We start from the raw sequence: 17369 nt of genomic DNA on the forward strand, positions 1-17369 counted from the left end.
TACAGTTTAAAAAAAGGAGGCACAAATGGACACCCCAACTGAAATGAACAACATTATCTTATACATCGCAGGCGCTGTATTATTGATTTTTTTTAGCGGTATTAAAATAGTAAGACCCACACAAAGGGGGCTGATAGAACGCCTTGGGAAATACCGAAAGTTTGCACTCCCCGGGTTTCACTGGATTATACCGGTAATTGACAGGATGTTTTTGGTAAATGTTACCGAGCAGATGGTCGATGCCGAGCCACAGGAAATCATCACCAACGATAACCTGAATGCCAGCGTAGATGCTGTGGTTTATTTTAAAGTACTGGAAGAAGAAGAGAACGTAAAAAACTCCCAATATTATGTTAACGATTATAAATCGCAGATAATAAACCTTTCCCGTACTACACTCAGGAATATTATTGGAACGCTCACTTTAAAGTCTGCCAACAGCGAAAGGAATAAAATTAATTCTGAGTTTCACAAAACACTATCTGATGAAACAAAGAACTGGGGAATTACCATTGTACGGACTGAACTGAAACAGATTGACCCACCAAAAGATGTGCAGGAAACCATGAACAAGGTAGTAAAAGCAGAAAATGAAAAAATAGCGGCCGTTGATTACGCCACTGCTGCTGAAACAGTTGCTGATGGTGTAAAACGGGCAAAAATAAAAGAAGCGGAAGGCACAAAACAATCAAAAATTTTGAATGCCGAAGGCGAGGCTGAAGCCATTAAACTGGTAAATGAAGCTGCGGATAAATATTTTACAGGCAATGCACAATTATTAAAAAAACTGGAAACCGTTGAGGCATCACTTAAATCCAATGCAAAAATTGTTGTGCCAACAGGAACAGAATTAGTGAATGTTATAGGAGAAATGGCCGGTGTGATGCCATTAAAGTAAAATCTAAGAAAGGAGATACAAATGGAAACTTCAATACAAATGAACATATGGATCTTATTTATAATCTCTTCTTTACTTTTTATATTCTTCAGCGGAGTAAGAATAGTAAGGCCAACCCAAAGAGGCTTGATAGAACGGTTGGGAAGATACCGCAAATTTGCACAGCCGGGCTTTCACTGGATTATACCTCTGATTGACAGATTATTCCTGGTAAACATCACCGAACAGATGGTCGATGCAGAACCGCAGGAAATCATCACCAATGACAATCTGAATGCCAGCGTAGATGCTGTGGTATATTTTAAGGTAAAAGAGGAAGAAAAAAACGTAAAACTATCCCAATACTATGTAAACGATTACAAATCGCAGATTGTAAATCTTTCCCGTACCACACTCAGAAACATTATAGGAACACTTACTTTAAAATCTGCCAATAGCGAAAGAAAAAAAATTAATATGGAGTTCCATAGGATACTTTCCGAAGAAACAAAAAACTGGGGCATTACCATTGCGCGTACAGAACTGGAACAAATAGACCCTCCTAAAGACGTACAGGAAACTATGAATAAGGTGGTAAAAGCAGAGAATGAAAAAATTGCAGCCGTTGATTTTGCCACAGCTGCCGAAACGGTTGCCGATGGGGTAAAACGGGGCAAAATAAAAGAAGCTGAAGGAATTAAACAATCAAAAATTTTGAATGCCGAAGGCGAAGCCGAAGCCATTAAACTGGTAAATGAAGCTGCTGATAAATATTTTACAGGCAATGCACAATTATTAAAAAAACTGGAAACTGTTGAGGCATCTCTTAAATCCAATGCAAAAATTGTTGTGCCATCAGGAACAGAATTAGTGAATGTTATAGGTGAAATGGCTGGTGTGATGCCATTAAAATAAAATTTATTCGGGCATTTATACAGAAGTCTATGGTAGATATTAATTAATTTATGGAAACACAATTTAAAAACAAAGTTGCCCTTGTAACAGGCGGCTCCTTTGGTATCGGAAGGGCTACTGCCATTGCCTATGCAAAAAAAGGGGCAAGGGTTGCCATTGCTGACTGGGTGGAGGACAATGAAACATTAAATGAAATTAAAGCATCAGGAGGTGAAGCTATTTTTGTAAAATGTGATGTGTCACAATCTGATGATGTAAAGGCGATGGTTGACAAAACCATTTCCACTTTTGGGCGATTGGATTATGCCTTCAACAATGCAGGTATTGAAGGGATATCGGCTTCAACACAAGATTGTACGGAAGAAAATTGGGACAAAACCATTGGAGTTAACATGAAAGGTGTCTGGCTCTGCATGAAATATGAGATTCCTGAGATACTCAAACAAGGAAAAGGTGTTATCATCAATTGCGCTTCTATTGCGGGATTGGTGGGTTTTCCTGGTTTGCCTGCTTACGTGGCATCCAAACACGGCATAATAGGATTAACTAAAACAACCGCATTGGAATGTGCTAAACTAGGGATCAGGGTAAATGCTGTCTGCCCCGGAGCAATAAAAACGCCAATGATTGACAGGCTCACCGGAAACAAAAAAGAAGCAGAGGAGCAGTTTGCAGGAATGGAGCCTATTGGACGACTTGGTATACCTGATGAAGTTGCTAATGCAGTGATATGGCTTTCCTCTGATGAAGCATCCTTTGTAACAGGACATGCGATGGCAGTAGATGGAGGATGGGTAGCGCAATAGTATCCTTAAATTATAAATTGAAAAGGAAATTATATCTTTAAATTAAACAGATAGAGCATTCTGGACAAATGACAACATTCTGAAAATGAATTAAAACAATTATCAAAATAAAAAAATATATTATGTTTTACGAAGAATTATATAATGAACTTGGCAAGTTATTTTACCACATTGCAGCAATCGATGGTCAAGTAAAACCTTCCGAAAAGGAATCGCTGCAGCAACTTATTCACAATAAATGGAAGCCATTAGAAGATTCTACTGATAGTTTTGGTACTGACCAGGCCAACCTGATTGATTTTGCTTTTGATTATGAAGAAGCAGAAGGTAAAGAAGAGAACGGCATTGAATCATTTGAGAGTTTTTATCTTGAAAATAAAACCAAGTTCAACCCTGTTATTATCAATAATATTTTACAAACCTGTGAAGCCATTGCATCTGCTTACCATGGTAAAAATAAGACCGAACAGAAAGTGCTGGATAGGATAAAAAAAGTATTGAAAAACTAATTACCTTCCATGAAATGAATTACTTCACTTCATGCTATTCTTAAACGGAGTTTAAAAAACAATTTGTATCGTAATGAAGAATTCTCTCTTTATTGGTAAAATAGCAGGAATAAAAATATTTATACACTGGACTTTCCCCATCATCATCTTCTGGATTATCTTTTCTAATTTAAGAATGGGTTTAAATGCAGAGCAAATAACATGGTCTGTTGTATTTATTTTGGCCTTATTTGTATGCGTAACCTTGCATGAACTTGGTCATGCCCTTGCAGCAAAGCGGTACAATATAAAAACCCAGGACATTACACTGTTGCCCATTGGTGGACTGGCAAGGTTAGAAAAAATGCCGGAAAAACCGATGCAGGAATTAGTGGTTGCCCTCGCCGGGCCGGCTGTTAATTTTGTTATTGTGATTATCCTCTTTATTTTTTTACGATTAACAAAATTACCCACCGATTTTTCTGTCATAACTCATGTTTCAGCAGACAATTTTTTACTAAGTCTTGCAATAATCAATTTATGGCTGGCTGTATTTAATCTTATTCCCGCTTTTCCAATGGATGGTGGCAGGGTACTCAGGGCATTACTGTCATTACGCTTAAACAGGATATTAGCAACAAAAATTGCCGCAAACATTGGCCAGGCATTAGCTGTTGTTTTTGTATTTATCGGTTTTTTCAACAATCCCTTCCTCCTTTTTATCGGAATATTTATTTTTTTTGGGGCTACGATAGAATACGAACAGGTGAAAACAGGGTCTATTTTGAAAGGCCATACCGTAGCAGAAATTACAATGACGGATATACCGGTATTAAAAAGAAAGGATACAGTTGGAATAGCTGTAGAAAGGTTATTGAACGGACAGGCTAAAAATTTCCTTGTGATGGATGAAGATACCCCTTATGGTACCTTAAGCAGGGAAGGAATTATCAAAGCATTGCAGAACCATTCAAAAGATGCTCTTGTAGAGGATGTTATTGAAAGAGACATTATAAGTATTGATGTCGCAAAGCCCATAGAGGATGCCTTTGTACTGATGCAGGGCAATAAGTACCCTTTGCTGGTAGTGTCAAAAAACAATTTGCTTTATGGAGTAATTGACATGGAAAACATTCTTGAGTATATCATGATAAAAAATGCAGTAGCTGGTTCGCCTGTATAGCTATTTCAGGACGGAACATTTTTACAGAAAATCAGAGTCTCAAAAACTTCAGATCTCAAACTCAATTTTAAATGATGTTCCTTTGTTAACTTCACTCTGGACTCTTATTTTTCCGCCTAGTTTCTCAACTTGTGTCTTTACCATAAATAAGCCCAAGCCTTTACCCTCTACATGAGAATGAAATCTTTTATATAATCCGAACACCTGCTCTCCCTTCTTCTCAAGGTCAATTCCTAAGCCGTTGTCTGAAAAGATCAACTCGAGCTTGTTGCCAGTAAGATGGCTTTCAATCTTAATTAAACAAGGAACCCCATTTTGGCGATATTTTATGCTATTACTAATCAGATTATAGAATATACTATACATATAGCTTTTAAGGCTCGAAAAGATATTGATTTCAGAAAAATCATATTTTATGTCTACACCATCCGAATCAATTAAATTTTTGATACTGATTTTTATATCTTCAACTAAACCAGAAAATTGGATTTGTTCATTATATTCAATTATTGCACCCCTTATCTGTAAAATCTGGTTAAGATCCTTTACTATGGTGTCAAGATTATGAACTGATTCAAGTAGTGCCCTATTCAATTCTCCATTCTCTGTTTTGGTTAATCGAGGCTCATCCCAGAGACTTGCAAGGCCAAGAATATTGGCAACAGGCGCACGCAGATTATGAGAAATAATATATGTGAATTGTTCCAGGTCTTTATTTCTTGAAGTCAGATCGGCTGCCAGCTTGGTAAGTTTGAATTCTGCGGACTTAAGTTCGCTTATATCCTGATGTGAAAGTACAAGTAATGATTGATTACCCTCGAACTTCTTTACCCGCATACCAAACCATCTATTCTCCTGAGAAGAGTGGCAAGGATATTCCATGTAAAAAACTTTCCTTTTGTCTTCGAGTACATCATTTATACCCTTATAGGCTTCATCAGCATATCCAAGTCCGTGCTTTTGGGCTTTCCCACAAACCTCAAAATAATTACTTCCAATGCCTGTTTTCTGCAAGCTCTGCGCTCCATTGTCAAGGGCAAATGCATCCCATGACTCATTCACTGCAATGATATTCCCTGAAAAATCAATTACAGCAATATTTGAGGCCAGTGAATTAAGTACTCCCCTGCTAAATGCCTCACTGTCTTCCAACTGGCGTTCTGCCTCTTTCCTCTCAGTAACGTCTTGTAAAATTCCGGAGATAAATATAGGATTTCCGGATTCATCAAATTTGAACTTCCATTCATTATAACAATGTTTGATCGATCCGTCTTTTCTTATAATTCTGAAATAGAACGACATATTTTCATTTGTTTCAAAGCCTTTATTGAGAAGGTAATCACCATACTCCAAATCTTCCGGATGAACAAAAGCCTTAAAAGATTCCTCTCCGGGAGTAAGGTCCCCGGGACAAATACCCAGGATCTTATATACCTCATCTGACCAGAAATGGACATTATGCTCTAAATCAATCTCCCAATTGCCCATAAGAGCAATTGCCTGAGCCTCCTTTAACCTCAATTCACTTGTTTCTATCCTTTTACGGGACAAAACCTGCTCTGTCACATCTACTGCAAAGAAGAAAATACCATCAATTTCTAAATTAGTATTTCTATGCGCCTGGTAACTAAAATTTAAATACTTTTCTGAGACGTTCCCATCTTCTTCAAGCCTGATCAGCATTTCGTTGGCCGAAAACGACTCACCTGTTTTGTAAACAGAATCTAAAATATCTAAAAACCCCTGATCAACCACCTCTGGTAGTACCTCTTGTACAGTTTTTCCAATTATATCTGTTTTTTGGATCAATTCAAGATATAAAGGGTTTGCAACTTCGTAGACATGATTCGCCCCCCTTAAAACTCCCATACTGACCGGTGACTGCAGAAATAAATCGTATAAATGCTTTTTCTGAGTCTCAATGTCTTTTTCAAGCTTCTTTATCTCACTGATATCCCTTGCAACCCCATAGCGTACCCGATCAATTGGATCCCAGCGTACTGACCAGGATATAGGGACAATTGAACCATCTTTATGAATGTACCTGTTCTCGAAATTGGTTAAATTAATTCCGGCCATTACTATTTCTGCAGATTTTATAGTTTTTACCCGATCCTCTTCATAAACCATATCAAAAATTTTCTTCCCGACAAGTTCTTCCGGAGCGTAGCCCCAAACCCTTTTTGAGGCAGCACTCACCTTTACAAACCGGCCTTCAACATCTACCGCACAAATCACATCCCGGGATGAGTCCATTAGCTTATTGGTATCATTCAGAGAGTCGCGCAAAGCATTTGAAGTATCGTATAGAATATGCGATTGGGTTTCCAGTTCATTTTTTAATTGTACAGCTTTGCTGATCGTTCGCTGCAGACCATGAAATAGCCTTGGTATCAATGCCGAACACAAAAAACTTAAAAAGATCAGATTGGTAGAAACAGCTATCCATTCAGCAATATTATGGCTGCGATCATCTTCCACAGGCATGAGACCTAAGCCGATTAGCAAAGCTAAAAAGGCGCACAGAAAAGTATTCATCCAGGCAGACCAGAAAATATTGGTGGTAGAAAAAATAAGGATACTGAAAAGACTGGAAGTATAAAGATAAATAAGTCCGGGACCGTTTAAGTCCACATAATATAAAAATGCAAAACTGAAGATGTAAGCACAGGAAATGAATATTATCTTACGATTTATAAGACTGATTCCTGGCACAAAGCCAACTACAACAATGCCGCAAACAGCCAGAAGATCTACTACCCCAATAGCGTACCGATTAATTTTATAAATCCAGTAAAATCCGGGCAAGATGGCAATCAGACTTAAAGGAAGGAGGTAAATAATAGTTGTTGCGAACAACTTATTACGCCAAAACACTAAATCATGCTCTTTATCACCCGGATTCGTACAATTACGCTTCACCAAGCTAATATATCTTCCTGGAATATTCATTTGCTGTTAGATTAAAATAGGACCTTTAAACCTATTATCTAATTTTTAGGTAGTTAGTAGAGAGTATTCAAATAAACTGTTAAGCATATAAGCAACAACAAATAAGTTTAAACACTTTATACGGAACGTTTTTGTCAGGGTTATATTTTATTCACGATTACTTCGCCATTTAGAATTGACATTTTAAAAAACCTAAAGCAAACCTTTAAATTGCCTTAATATTTTAAATTCTTTACAGGCTGATTAATAAGCTTCAAAATCGGTATTAAAATCCTGGTATTAGTTAGATAGCTAATGCTAAACTATTCCCATATTTGGAGATGCAAGATTTTAACGAAGATCAGGCACATTAATTTTTATTCTATGGATTTGAATAAAAAAACTAATTTATCTTATGAGGAAAAAAATGATGATTATTGAGCGGAATGATGATATTCTCAGTATTCTGACTCAAATTTTTGAAGAGGAAGGATACTTTGTCACTCCTTTTTCCTCAGACAAGGATATGCTTGAAAAAGTCATTTCTGATAAGCCCGATGTTATCCTTATTGATATTTTGGAGACTTCGGAAGAAAGTACAGGTTTATGTTGTGAAATCCGAACTGTAGAAGAAATTAAGGATATTCCAATCATTGCCCTTTCAACTCATGTCAAAGCTGAAAGAATTCAGTCCATTTGTGCCGATAAACTTATTGGAAAGCCCATAGACCTGTATGAACTAATTGATGTAGTTGAGAGCCAAATGCCGCCTCAATAGAACTAATTCAAAGCTCAGCTTAAGGATTTAATTATGTGACTCGTATTTGCAAGTATCTTATTCTTAAGCAAATAATCAAAAACAAGAGAGGCAAGATATTGATATCCATCACGATTGGGATGAACGCCATCACTTTCAGTCATTAAATTAGCTTTGCCATCGAAAGGTTTGGTCAGATCCAGAAATGAAACCTGCTCAGACCTCGCAATTCTTTTAATTCTCTTACGCAATTCCCAAATCCTTGGTCGCCTGCCGCTAAGGTCTGCTATCCTTTCAGAACTCAATCCATCAGTTTGAATTACCATATCTAAAGGACTGCAAATAACAATTCTGCAATCGGGATTTATCTTTCTGATCAGGGAAATATAATCGGAATAGTCTTTTTCGAATTCATTGATATGTTCCCAGTTAAGCCGTGGGCTGCCGACAGTTTCATTAGTCCCGGCTTTAATGATCACGATATCGGGTCTAAAAATCTGCAAAGAATCTATGATTGGCCAAAGATTCGGCTTTCCGAATCTAAGCATGGTTGCCCCCAACACCAAAATTTTTAACTTCATAATTGAGGTATTCTCCCTGTTTCAACATGGACGATAACACTGCCGGATAGGATTCAGTTTTAGGCTGTTTGAGCCTCGCTCCTGCTGTAATGCTGTTTTTAAAATCGGACAAATTTTGAATATCAGAACCAGACGCTAACTCTACAGTATTGTCTGTTGCTCCTGCATTTTTATCAATTATTATATTTAGACAGGTCAATCTTAAAATCTATTGTTTTTGCATCCTTATACTCCATGTTACAAGATGCATTTAAGTCAAAACCCAAAAAAGAATTAATGAATAAAATTCGCCTTTGGGTTTTATATGTTTTTAGATTAACGATTTGATATCCCATTGCCGTTTCAGGCATAGACAAAAGAACACTCATTAAGGAATCGAAAGACTCATAAATCATGTATAAAGTCTATAAAATCCAGAGTTTATCCTTTCTGAGTTAGATATATAATACCCTGATTAGTAATATTTTACAGATTGTAAAATTAACTCAAATATAGAGTATAAAATTTAGCTCCCAATACAAATAGTTTTCTAATTTTATAAATAAGAATATAACAAATGAAAAGACACTCATTAATTTTTATTGCACTTTTAATATTGGGCAATAGTACTAGGGCTCAACAATCCCAGGCGGTACAATCAACAAAACCCTACAGCATTATCATCAAAGGAGGTCATGTAATTGACCCAAAAAATAATATCGATGAGATAATGGATATTGCGATAACCTCGCCTCAGGGAAATCAAACATCCAGAACAAGCATGCCTGTAATAGAAGGTAAAATTGCTCTGGTAGCCAGGAATATTGATGCAAATCTGGGTTTAAAAGTAATTAATGCTAAAGGCATGTATGTAACTCCGGGCCTTATTGACCTTCACGTGCATGTATTTTCCGGTACTAATTTAAAGCAGGATTACATGAATGGCCCAAGTTCAGTTTGGCCTGATGGCTTCACATTCCGCACTGGTGTTACAACAGTAGGCGATGCTGGCAGTTCGGGATGGCGCAGTTTTCCTGAATTCAAGAAGAATATTATTGACAGATCGCAAACAAGGGTTCTTGTATTTCTGAATATTGTTGGTGATGGAATGGGGCAGTATCAGCAGAATGTTGATGATATGGATCCAAATAAGGCCGCAGAAGTTGCAATAGCAAATAAAAAGGATGTTGTCGGTTTTAAATCTGCTCATTTTAGCGGTAATCCATTCATAGCTTTGGATAGTGCAGTAAAAGCTGGAAATATTGCTAATATGCCAGTGATGCTGGATTTAACTTATCCTTCCAGGCCGCCTGTCAGTTCCGTCGAAGATCTGTTTATGAAACATCTTCGTCCCGGAGATATTTTTACACATATGTATCGCCTGACATTTCCGTTTTTCTATAATAATGATAAAATTACACCTCTTGCAATTGCAGCACAAGAAAGAGGAATACTTTTCGATATAGGACATGGAGGAAATGGTTTTACATTTGCCCGTGCAATACCATCGGTACAACAAGGATTTTTACCTTATTCGATAAGTACCGACCTGCATATTGCAAGTATGAATGCCGGAATGAAGGACATGCCTAATATTATGTCCAAATTTTTAAATATGGGAATGCCCCTCAAAGATGTTATTTTAAGATCGACCTGGAATCCTGCTAAAGAAATTAAAAGAGAAGAACTTGGAAATCTGTCTGAAGGATCAGTTGCAGATATTGCAATATTTACCTTGAGAAAAGGGAAATTCGGATTTATTGACTCACATAATTATCTGCTGAAAGGAACAAAAAAACTGGAAGCTGAATTAACTATTCGTTCCGGAAAAATAGTTTATGACCTGAATGGCCTCGCAGGGAGAACTGACAAAGAAAGTACAGTGTTAACTATCAAGTGAGGGAGAATGTTCTTTACTGATACAGGATTGAGTACATGAATTGATAATTATATAAATTCCTATCAATCAATTTCTCAGCAAGAACCTTTGCCCCTTGCCATAACAACCACTGAGCGAATTGCATTTAAAGAAGCTCGCTCCCGATTAACTATAATATTTTAGAAAATCGGTTTGATTTATAAAGCTCATGTATAATTAATTTTATTTATTTTTTGCAAACTGAATAAATAATTTACTTTTATCAGATGAGGAAAAATATGATGATTATTGAGAGGAATAATGAAATCCTTAAAATTTTAACGCAGATTTTTGTGGATGAAGGATACTGTGTAATTCCAATTTCCTCAGAGAAGAATGCGCTTGAAAAAGTTGTCGCTGAAAAACCAGATGTTCTTGTTATAGACATTTTGGAAACTTCAGAAGAAAGCACCGGTTTATGCTGCGAAATAAGATCTGTAGAGGAAATTAAAGATATCCCAATTATTGCACTTTCAACTCATGTTAAGGCTGAAAGAATTCAGTCCATTTGTGCCGATAAACTTATTGGAAAACCATTAGACCTGTATGAACTTATTGATGCAGTGGAAAGTGAATTGCCGCCGGAATAGAACTTATCCTAATCTCTTTTAAGGAATTAATTACGCAACGCGTACTTCGAAATCAGCATAAATTAACCACATAGGACACATAGAAGCACAAGGCTATTTTGCCTGTTGATGAATGTGAAATTGCGATATCTTAAAAAATCTACTTTACAACTATTTTACTTTTAACTAAATAGTCATAAACCAGGGAAGCAAGGTAGTGGTAGCCTTCCAGATTGGGATGAACCCCATCACTTTTCGTCATTAACTTAGCTTTCCCAACAAAGGGCCTGGTCAGATCGAGAAATGATACCTGCTCAGATCTGGCAATTTTTTTTATTCTTTTACGTAATTCCCATATCCTTGGTCTCCTGCCATTGAGGTCTGCAATCCTTTCGGAGCTTAGCCCTTCAGTCTGAATTACCATATCTAAAGGACTGCAAATAACGATTCTGCATTCAGGATTTATCTTTCTGATCAGGGAAATATAACCGGAATAGTCATTTTCGAATTCATTTATATGTTCCCAGTTAAGTCGTGGGCTACCAACAGTTTCATTAGTCCCGGCTTTAATGATCACGATATCAGGTCTGAGATTCTGCAAAGAATCGATGATTGGCCAAAGATTTGGTGTGCCAAATCTAAGTATGGTAGCACCTCCAATACCAAAATTTTTAACTTCATAATTAAGGTATTCTCCCTGTTTTAACATGGAAGATAATACTGCAGGATAGGATTCAGTTTTAGGCTGAGTGAGCCTCGCTCCTGCTGTGATGCTGTTACCTATGCAGGCAATGCTTAATTGCTGAGCATTGGCGGTAAAGTGAGAAAAAAGGCAAAACAGAATGAAGGCTACACTGGAGAATATTGATAATAATTTAGGTGTACTGATTCTTTTATACATCCTGATATTTTAAAATTCAGATCAAAAATATAATATTTACTATTATCTCAATAAAGGTTACTCATTGTTCGACCTTACAGACATGATATATCCCGGCTTCCGGGAACTAACAAATTTTGCATAGGCGAGTTTCTGATTAGTATCAAGAACAGAGCTTATCTTTTTATCTGTTTCAAGCTCTTTTGCTTGAAACATTGGTGTCAGTTTAGAATTAATGACCTCTGGATTTGGTCCCCGTTTCACAATGATTTTTTTAAGACTATCTCTGGAATTATAATGATTCATATAAATCTGCCTTACTTTTTCAGTTTGCTGATTCGTTAAATTCAGAATCGATTTTAAGGCATTGACCTTTCCTTTTGCATGATGCTCCGGAGATTGACCCTTTGGATACCGGGCCATTAAGCCAAAGCTGCTTAAAACAATAAAAAAGATTAAGACTGAGGTTTTCATGATACTATTTTTAAAGATAATAATTTATGAGTCAGAAAAAATAAACCATGCTGCTGAGTCAAAAGAAGAAGTACAGTTATGACAAATTAGCTGCAATAATGGGGTAAACTACTATCATAGACTAAGAAGTAAAAAAGCTATTTACCGATACAAAACTTACTAAATATCGTCTCCAGCAAATCATCAGTAGTTACCTGCCCGGTGATCTCACCAAGGTAATATAGCGCCTGCTTGATATCGCTTGCAAGAAAATCTGAGGTGATTGGCTGATCGATATTTTGCAAAACCCTGTTCAGGGATTCTTCAGTTTTTTTAAGGGCCTCAAGATGGCGGATGTTGGAAATCAGAACGTCGTCTGTATTGATGGAATGAAGATTTACTTTGCGGAGGATTTCTTGCTTTAGTAAGTCAATTCCTTCTTTATTACGAGCGGAGATGAAAATGAGGTCTGGGGACTGAGGTCGGAGGTATGAGGTATGAGGTATGAGGTCTGAGGTCTGGGGTATGAGGTATGAGGTCTGAGGTCTGAGGTCTGAGGTCTGATTATCTGAGTTCTGACTTCCTGCATCAGACTTCGGACTTCCTATTTCAGACTTCTGACTTCCGCCTTCAGACTTCTGACTTCTGACATCAGAATTCCGACTTCCAACCTCAGACTTCCGACCTCCGACATCAGACTTCCTGCCAATACCCTCCAGTTGTTCCAGAAAATCATCGTTAGCCAGATCTTTCTTATTAACCACTGTCAGAAATGGGATACTAAGCTGCTCCAAATAATTAATCTGCGACTTTATTTCCTCCACCTCCTGCTCAGGATCAACAAGATAAATAATAAGTTTCGCCTGTTTGATCTTCTCATGTGTACGCTCCACTCCTTTTGCCTCAATGATATCTTCGGTATCCCGGATTCCGGCTGTATCAATGAAACGGAAATTGAAACCGCCAATGATCATGTGATCTTCGACTGTATCACGTGTAGTACCGGCTATCTCCGAAACAATCGCACGTTCCTCATTCAACAATGCATTCAAAAGGGTTGATTTACCCACATTGGGCTTGCCGGCAATAACCACCGGAACTCCGTTCTTCATCACATTCCCCTGTTCAAAGGATTGAATCAGACGGTGCAAGATGCGTTGAATCTGATAAATCAGTCCCTTGAGATCATCCCGGTTCGCAAATTCTACATCTTCCTCCCCGAAATCAAGCTCAAGCTCAATCATGGATGCAAAATGAATCAGCTGATCACGGAGGTGCTGCAATTCGGAAGAAAAACCACCCCGCATCTGTTGCATGGCCACCTGATGCGATGCCTGAGAATTGGAGGCAATCAGATCGGCTACGGCTTCGGCCTGTGAAAGATCAAGCTGGCCATTTAAAAATGCCCTAAGGGTAAATTCACCCGGATTGGCCGGCCTTGCACCCTTTCGGATTAATAACTTGATGATACTTTCAATGATAAAGGCAGAACCATGTGTGGAAATCTCTACTACGTTTTCGCGGGTATATGATCTGGGGCCGATAAAAATTGAAACCAGCACTTCATCCAATACCTGTTTCCCATCTTTTATCGTCCCAAAATGAATAGTATGACTATGCTGAATACTCAGATCTTTTCCTCCAAAGACTTCATTCACCAGACTGATTGCATCCGGCCCGGAAAGCCGGATTACCCCTATCGCCCCTATTCCAGAAGGGGTTGCGAGGGCAATTATTGTATCGGATTTGTATTGTGGATGTTCAGACATGAGGAATTGGTATTTGTGCAAATATCGTGATTCTTGGTTAAATTTTCCTCGAGCAAGTTTTGAATGAATTTATTCTCATCAATCACAGGTATCCGCCTAAAAAAAATATATTGTCTCAAAATAAAATTAGTCCGCCTTTGCGGCGGAAGGGCACTTAATTTCCCTGCAGCTGGAAAAGTAAGCAAAAGAGCCGCGGCTTCCCGGTATTTGTTGTAAATCCACACTTTTTCCCATCGGTGCAATCCAAGCCGTGTTTTTGGCAGTCTAAAAGGTGAATGAATCTGCAACACTTCTCCGGATTGCTTAACTGCAGTGATTTATGACTGTCAATGCTGGGAAAAAGTGCGCCTTTCCTGCCAAATCCCGAAATGCCGGTCCCTGCAATCGGCAACACCTGTAATTAATGAACGGTTGTAAACCCGGAGCACAGTCCCAAAACCGTTCATATCAGAAAAGCCTTTGCGAAGGACGATTCTCCCGGTTTAAAACCGGGACCTGTGCCAGCAAAATCAAAAAAATGAAGTAGATTCTTTCGAATAGCACTTCCGAGCATTAGATTTTGGGATCATACCCGGAATGCTTTCATAATCAGATATCCCCCAAAAGCAGTCCCGCACTTGCGGGATGGCCAAGGCACCTAGGGATTGAAGTCCCGATTGCCATCGGGATTGGCCTTCAAACCTGAGCCGCCCTTCAGCGGTGAAAGCATAAACACCTTTATAAACATCAAAAACTGGTGAATAACGAATTCGCCCCCCGGCAATGGAGGGACATATGTTTAATAGGGACTTCTTACTTTGAAATTAGTTACAATTTCAATTTGAAAAGCCAAAATAGAGCTATTCTCAATATTCCTAATTTAATCGGACAGTAATGACCATCATTTGACACTGTAAGATCAAATATTCTGAATCATACGTTAATATTAATGCGACTAGCATTCTAAAACAAAAATTATCCCCCATTCTTTCCATATTCATAAATTCAGTAATTTAACCTTTCCATACGCATAAAATAATCGTCCCGCAGATGCAGGATTAAAAAACAATTTATACATAGATGAAAAAGTACTTTCTTCCTATTGCTGCAGTTCTGATTTCTATAGGATCTGCGTCTGCACAAGATCAAAAACAATTAGAAATAAGTTTCGATAGTTATATCAGCAGCGAAAATATCGGTAAAACTATTAAAGAACTTACTGTGAAACCACATTATCTGGGTTCTCCCGCCAGTAAGGAAGTCGCAGAAAATCTGCTTGCAAAATTCAAAAGCTATGGCTGGGATGCTGAACTTGAAGTCTATAAAGTTCTTTTTCCAACGCCTAAAGTGCGGATTTTGGAGATGACTGCTCCGACAAAATTCAAGGCTTTACTGAAAGAGCCGGCTCTGAAAGAAGATGCAACCTCAGGTCACCCGGATCAGCTTCCATCCTATAATGCCTGGAGTGCCGATGGGGATGTAAGTGCTGAACTTGTCTTTGTAAACTTTGGTTTACCTGAAGATTATGAAACGCTGGATAAGCTCGGAATTGATGTCAAAGGAAAAATAGTGATTGCAAGGTATGGAAGATCCTGGCGCGGAATTAAACCAAAAGTAGCACAGGAGCATGGGGCAATTGGATGTATCATTTATTCCGATCCAATGGAGGATGGTTATTTCCAGGGGGATGTTTATCCTAAAGGAAGTTTTAAAAACGAACATGGTGTACAGCGTGGCTCGATCATGGATATGGTTATTTATCCCGGCGATCCTTTAACTCCTTTTATCGGGGCGACTGAAAATGCAAAACGCTTAAAAAAGGAAGATGCTGAAAATCTTTTGAAGATTCCGGTTTTACCAATCTCTTATCATGATGCACAGCCATTGCTGCAAGCATTGGGCGGACCTGTAGCACCACCCGACTGGCGCGGGGCATTACCTTTTACCTATCATATCGGCCCGGGAAAAACCTCGGTAAGGTTGAAAGTAGAATTCGACTGGAAAATGGTGCCTGCATATAATGTAATTGCTAAGATCAAAGGATCAGAATATCCCGACCAATGGGTCATTCGCGGTAACCACCACGATGGCTGGAATACCGGCGCTAACGATCCGATAAGTGGTATCGCAGCGATGATGGAGGAAGCAAAGGCTATAGGTGAATTAGTTAAAAATGGTTTTAAACCTAAACGCACCCTGGTTTATTGTGCATGGGATGCAGAAGAACCCGGACTAATCGGTTCTACTGAATGGGTGGAAGATCATGCGGCTGAACTAAAGCAAAAAGCGGTAGTTTATATCAATTCTGATGGAAATGGCCGCGGTTTTCTGTCGGCAGCCGGTTCTCATGGACTGGAAGCTATGATTGACGGAATAGCAAAGGATGTAATTGATCCTCAAACCAATGTGAGTGTTTTTGAGCGTTTAAAAGCCAGGAATATCGTTAATTCCGGATCTGATAAAGCCAGAAAGGATAATATGGCAAAAACATCAATGAGTATCGGCGCCTTAGGCTCTGGTTCCGATTATTCTGCATTCCTGCAGCATGCCGGTATACCTTCACTGAACATTTATTATGGTGGTGAGAATGCAGGAGGTGAATACCATACCGCTTATGACTCTTACGATTATTACAGCAGATTTGGTGATCCGGGATTCAGTTATGGTCGCACACTTTCTCAAACAATCGGACGTGCGGTACTGAGAATGGCAAATGCAGACACCCTTCCTTTTGAATTTAAAAACCTTCATAAAACAATTTCAACTTATGCTGAAGAGATGATCAGCATGACTGATCAAATGAGGGAATCAACACTGGTTTTTAACCAGATGCTGGAAGGTAATAACCATAAGCTGGCTGATGATCCGACCAAGCCTACTAAAGCGCCTGAAGCAAAAGCAGAAGTTCCTTTTATTGATTTTTCTTCACTTCAGAATTCTTTGGTTCATCTGGACCAGTCGGCAAATGCATTATCTGAAAGTCTGAGCAAGGGAACAATTTCAAAATCAGCACTTGAAGATATCAATAAGGCGCTTTACCGTGCTGAACAAAGCTTGCTGACAGAGCAGGGACTGCCACGTCGCCCATGGTATAAGCACACCCTCTATGCTCCGGGATTTTACACCGGATATGGAGTCAAGACCATGCCCGGCGTGCGTGAAGCCATTGAACAGCGCGACTGGAAAGAGGCGCAAGCGCAAATAAATATTGCAGCGAATGCGGTTGGAAGATTGGCGGAGCATTTGAAGGCAACTTCGATGCGGGCTAAGTAGGTTGACTTAGG

14 protein-coding genes are annotated in these 17369 nt (G+C 38.6%); 9 read left to right on the forward strand and 5 right to left on the reverse strand.

Annotated elements, in window-relative coordinates:
* Positions 1-25 precede the first annotated feature (25 nt).
* From Q8S11_RS03190 to Q8S11_RS03210, 5 genes are all read left to right on the forward strand, one after another.
* Positions 26-898, forward strand: a complete 873-nt coding sequence (locus Q8S11_RS03190; RefSeq protein ID WP_305660639.1) for an SPFH domain-containing protein — start codon at positions 26-28, stop codon at positions 896-898.
* Between the two features lie 39 nt (positions 899-937).
* Entirely contained in the window at positions 938-1792 is an 855-nt protein-coding gene (locus Q8S11_RS03195; RefSeq protein ID WP_305660640.1) for an SPFH domain-containing protein, read from the forward strand.
* Positions 1793-1842: 50 nt separating this feature from the next.
* Positions 1843-2598: an SDR family oxidoreductase gene (locus Q8S11_RS03200; RefSeq protein WP_305660641.1), complete on the forward strand. Its 756-nt coding sequence runs from the start codon at positions 1843-1845 to the stop codon at positions 2596-2598.
* 122 nt (positions 2599-2720) lie between these two features.
* Positions 2721-3107 carry a TerB family tellurite resistance protein gene (locus Q8S11_RS03205; RefSeq protein ID WP_305660642.1) on the forward strand — a complete coding sequence of 129 codons (387 nt, stop codon included), beginning with the start codon at positions 2721-2723 and terminating at the stop codon, positions 3105-3107.
* Positions 3108-3180: 73 nt separating this feature from the next.
* Positions 3181-4269: a site-2 protease family protein gene (locus tag Q8S11_RS03210; protein WP_305660643.1), complete on the forward strand. Its 1089-nt coding sequence runs from the start codon at positions 3181-3183 to the stop codon at positions 4267-4269.
* Between the two features lie 48 nt (positions 4270-4317).
* On the opposite strand, the gene Q8S11_RS03215 is transcribed toward Q8S11_RS03210, so the two are convergent.
* Positions 4318-7221 (reverse strand): PAS domain S-box protein, encoded by a 2904-nt coding sequence (locus Q8S11_RS03215; protein WP_305660644.1) that lies wholly within the window; start codon positions 7219-7221, stop codon positions 4318-4320.
* A gap of 394 nt (positions 7222-7615) precedes the next feature.
* Between Q8S11_RS03215 and Q8S11_RS03220 the strand changes: the two genes are divergently transcribed.
* Complete coding sequence (locus Q8S11_RS03220) at positions 7616-7978, forward strand: response regulator (protein ID WP_305660645.1); 363 nt, start codon at positions 7616-7618, stop codon at positions 7976-7978.
* Between the two features lie 14 nt (positions 7979-7992).
* On the opposite strand, the gene Q8S11_RS03225 is transcribed toward Q8S11_RS03220, so the two are convergent.
* The gene (locus tag Q8S11_RS03225; protein ID WP_305660646.1) at positions 7993-8538 is read right to left on the reverse strand and encodes a GDSL-type esterase/lipase family protein; all 546 of its coding nucleotides are present in this window, start codon (positions 8536-8538) and stop codon (positions 7993-7995) included.
* 556 nt (positions 8539-9094) lie between these two features.
* Here Q8S11_RS03225 and Q8S11_RS03230 point away from each other — a divergent pair.
* Together Q8S11_RS03230 and Q8S11_RS03235 are read left to right on the forward strand one after the other, a co-directional pair.
* Entirely contained in the window at positions 9095-10417 is a 1323-nt protein-coding gene (locus tag Q8S11_RS03230; protein WP_305660647.1) for an amidohydrolase/deacetylase family metallohydrolase, read from the forward strand.
* A gap of 245 nt (positions 10418-10662) precedes the next feature.
* A complete protein-coding gene (locus Q8S11_RS03235; protein ID WP_305660648.1) occupies positions 10663-11025 on the forward strand; it encodes a response regulator in 363 nt (120 codons plus the stop codon).
* 139 nt (positions 11026-11164) lie between these two features.
* Here the strand turns inward: Q8S11_RS03235 and Q8S11_RS03240 are convergent, their stop codons facing one another.
* From Q8S11_RS03240 to mnmE, 3 genes are all read right to left on the reverse strand, one after another.
* A complete protein-coding gene (locus tag Q8S11_RS03240) occupies positions 11165-11905 on the reverse strand; it encodes a GDSL-type esterase/lipase family protein (RefSeq protein WP_305660649.1) in 741 nt (246 codons plus the stop codon).
* 57 nt (positions 11906-11962) lie between these two features.
* Positions 11963-12358 (reverse strand): hypothetical protein, encoded by a 396-nt coding sequence (locus Q8S11_RS03245; RefSeq protein ID WP_305660650.1) that lies wholly within the window; start codon positions 12356-12358, stop codon positions 11963-11965.
* A 137-nt stretch (positions 12359-12495) separates the two neighbouring features.
* A complete protein-coding gene (gene mnmE, locus Q8S11_RS03250) occupies positions 12496-14106 on the reverse strand; it encodes a tRNA uridine-5-carboxymethylaminomethyl(34) synthesis GTPase MnmE (protein ID WP_305660651.1) in 1611 nt (536 codons plus the stop codon).
* Between the two features lie 1059 nt (positions 14107-15165).
* Here mnmE and Q8S11_RS03255 point away from each other — a divergent pair.
* Positions 15166-17358 carry a M28 family metallopeptidase gene (locus Q8S11_RS03255; protein WP_305660652.1) on the forward strand — a complete coding sequence of 731 codons (2193 nt, stop codon included), beginning with the start codon at positions 15166-15168 and terminating at the stop codon, positions 17356-17358.
* Positions 17359-17369 lie beyond the last annotated feature (11 nt).

The sequence above is a fragment of the Daejeonella sp. genome (genome assembly GCF_030695525.1).
Classification (GTDB): Bacteria; Bacteroidota; Bacteroidia; order Sphingobacteriales; family Sphingobacteriaceae; genus Daejeonella.

Excerpts from the sequence above, each read along its gene's own strand:
- mnmE (WP_305660651.1), bottom strand. The coding sequence starts at position 14,106 with ATGTCTGAACATCCACAATACAAATCCGATACAATAATTGCCCTCGCA.
- Q8S11_RS03230 (WP_305660647.1), top strand. The coding sequence starts at position 9,095 with ATGAAAAGACACTCATTAATTTTTATTGCACTTTTAATATTGGGCAAT.
- Q8S11_RS03205 (WP_305660642.1), top strand. The coding sequence starts at position 2,721 with ATGTTTTACGAAGAATTATATAATGAACTTGGCAAGTTATTTTACCAC.
- Q8S11_RS03195 (WP_305660640.1), top strand. The coding sequence starts at position 938 with ATGAACATATGGATCTTATTTATAATCTCTTCTTTACTTTTTATATTC.
- Q8S11_RS03190 (WP_305660639.1), top strand. The coding sequence starts at position 26 with ATGGACACCCCAACTGAAATGAACAACATTATCTTATACATCGCAGGC.
- Q8S11_RS03220 (WP_305660645.1), top strand. The coding sequence starts at position 7,616 with ATGAGGAAAAAAATGATGATTATTGAGCGGAATGATGATATTCTCAGT.
- Q8S11_RS03225 (WP_305660646.1), bottom strand. The coding sequence starts at position 8,538 with ATGAAGTTAAAAATTTTGGTGTTGGGGGCAACCATGCTTAGATTCGGA.
- Q8S11_RS03210 (WP_305660643.1), top strand. The coding sequence starts at position 3,181 with ATGAAGAATTCTCTCTTTATTGGTAAAATAGCAGGAATAAAAATATTT.
- Q8S11_RS03200 (WP_305660641.1), top strand. The coding sequence starts at position 1,843 with ATGGAAACACAATTTAAAAACAAAGTTGCCCTTGTAACAGGCGGCTCC.
- Q8S11_RS03235 (WP_305660648.1), top strand. The coding sequence starts at position 10,663 with ATGAGGAAAAATATGATGATTATTGAGAGGAATAATGAAATCCTTAAA.
- Q8S11_RS03240 (WP_305660649.1), bottom strand. The coding sequence starts at position 11,905 with ATGTATAAAAGAATCAGTACACCTAAATTATTATCAATATTCTCCAGT.
- Q8S11_RS03215 (WP_305660644.1), bottom strand. The coding sequence starts at position 7,221 with ATGAATATTCCAGGAAGATATATTAGCTTGGTGAAGCGTAATTGTACG.
- Q8S11_RS03245 (WP_305660650.1), bottom strand. The coding sequence starts at position 12,358 with ATGAAAACCTCAGTCTTAATCTTTTTTATTGTTTTAAGCAGCTTTGGC.
- Q8S11_RS03255 (WP_305660652.1), top strand. The coding sequence starts at position 15,166 with ATGAAAAAGTACTTTCTTCCTATTGCTGCAGTTCTGATTTCTATAGGA.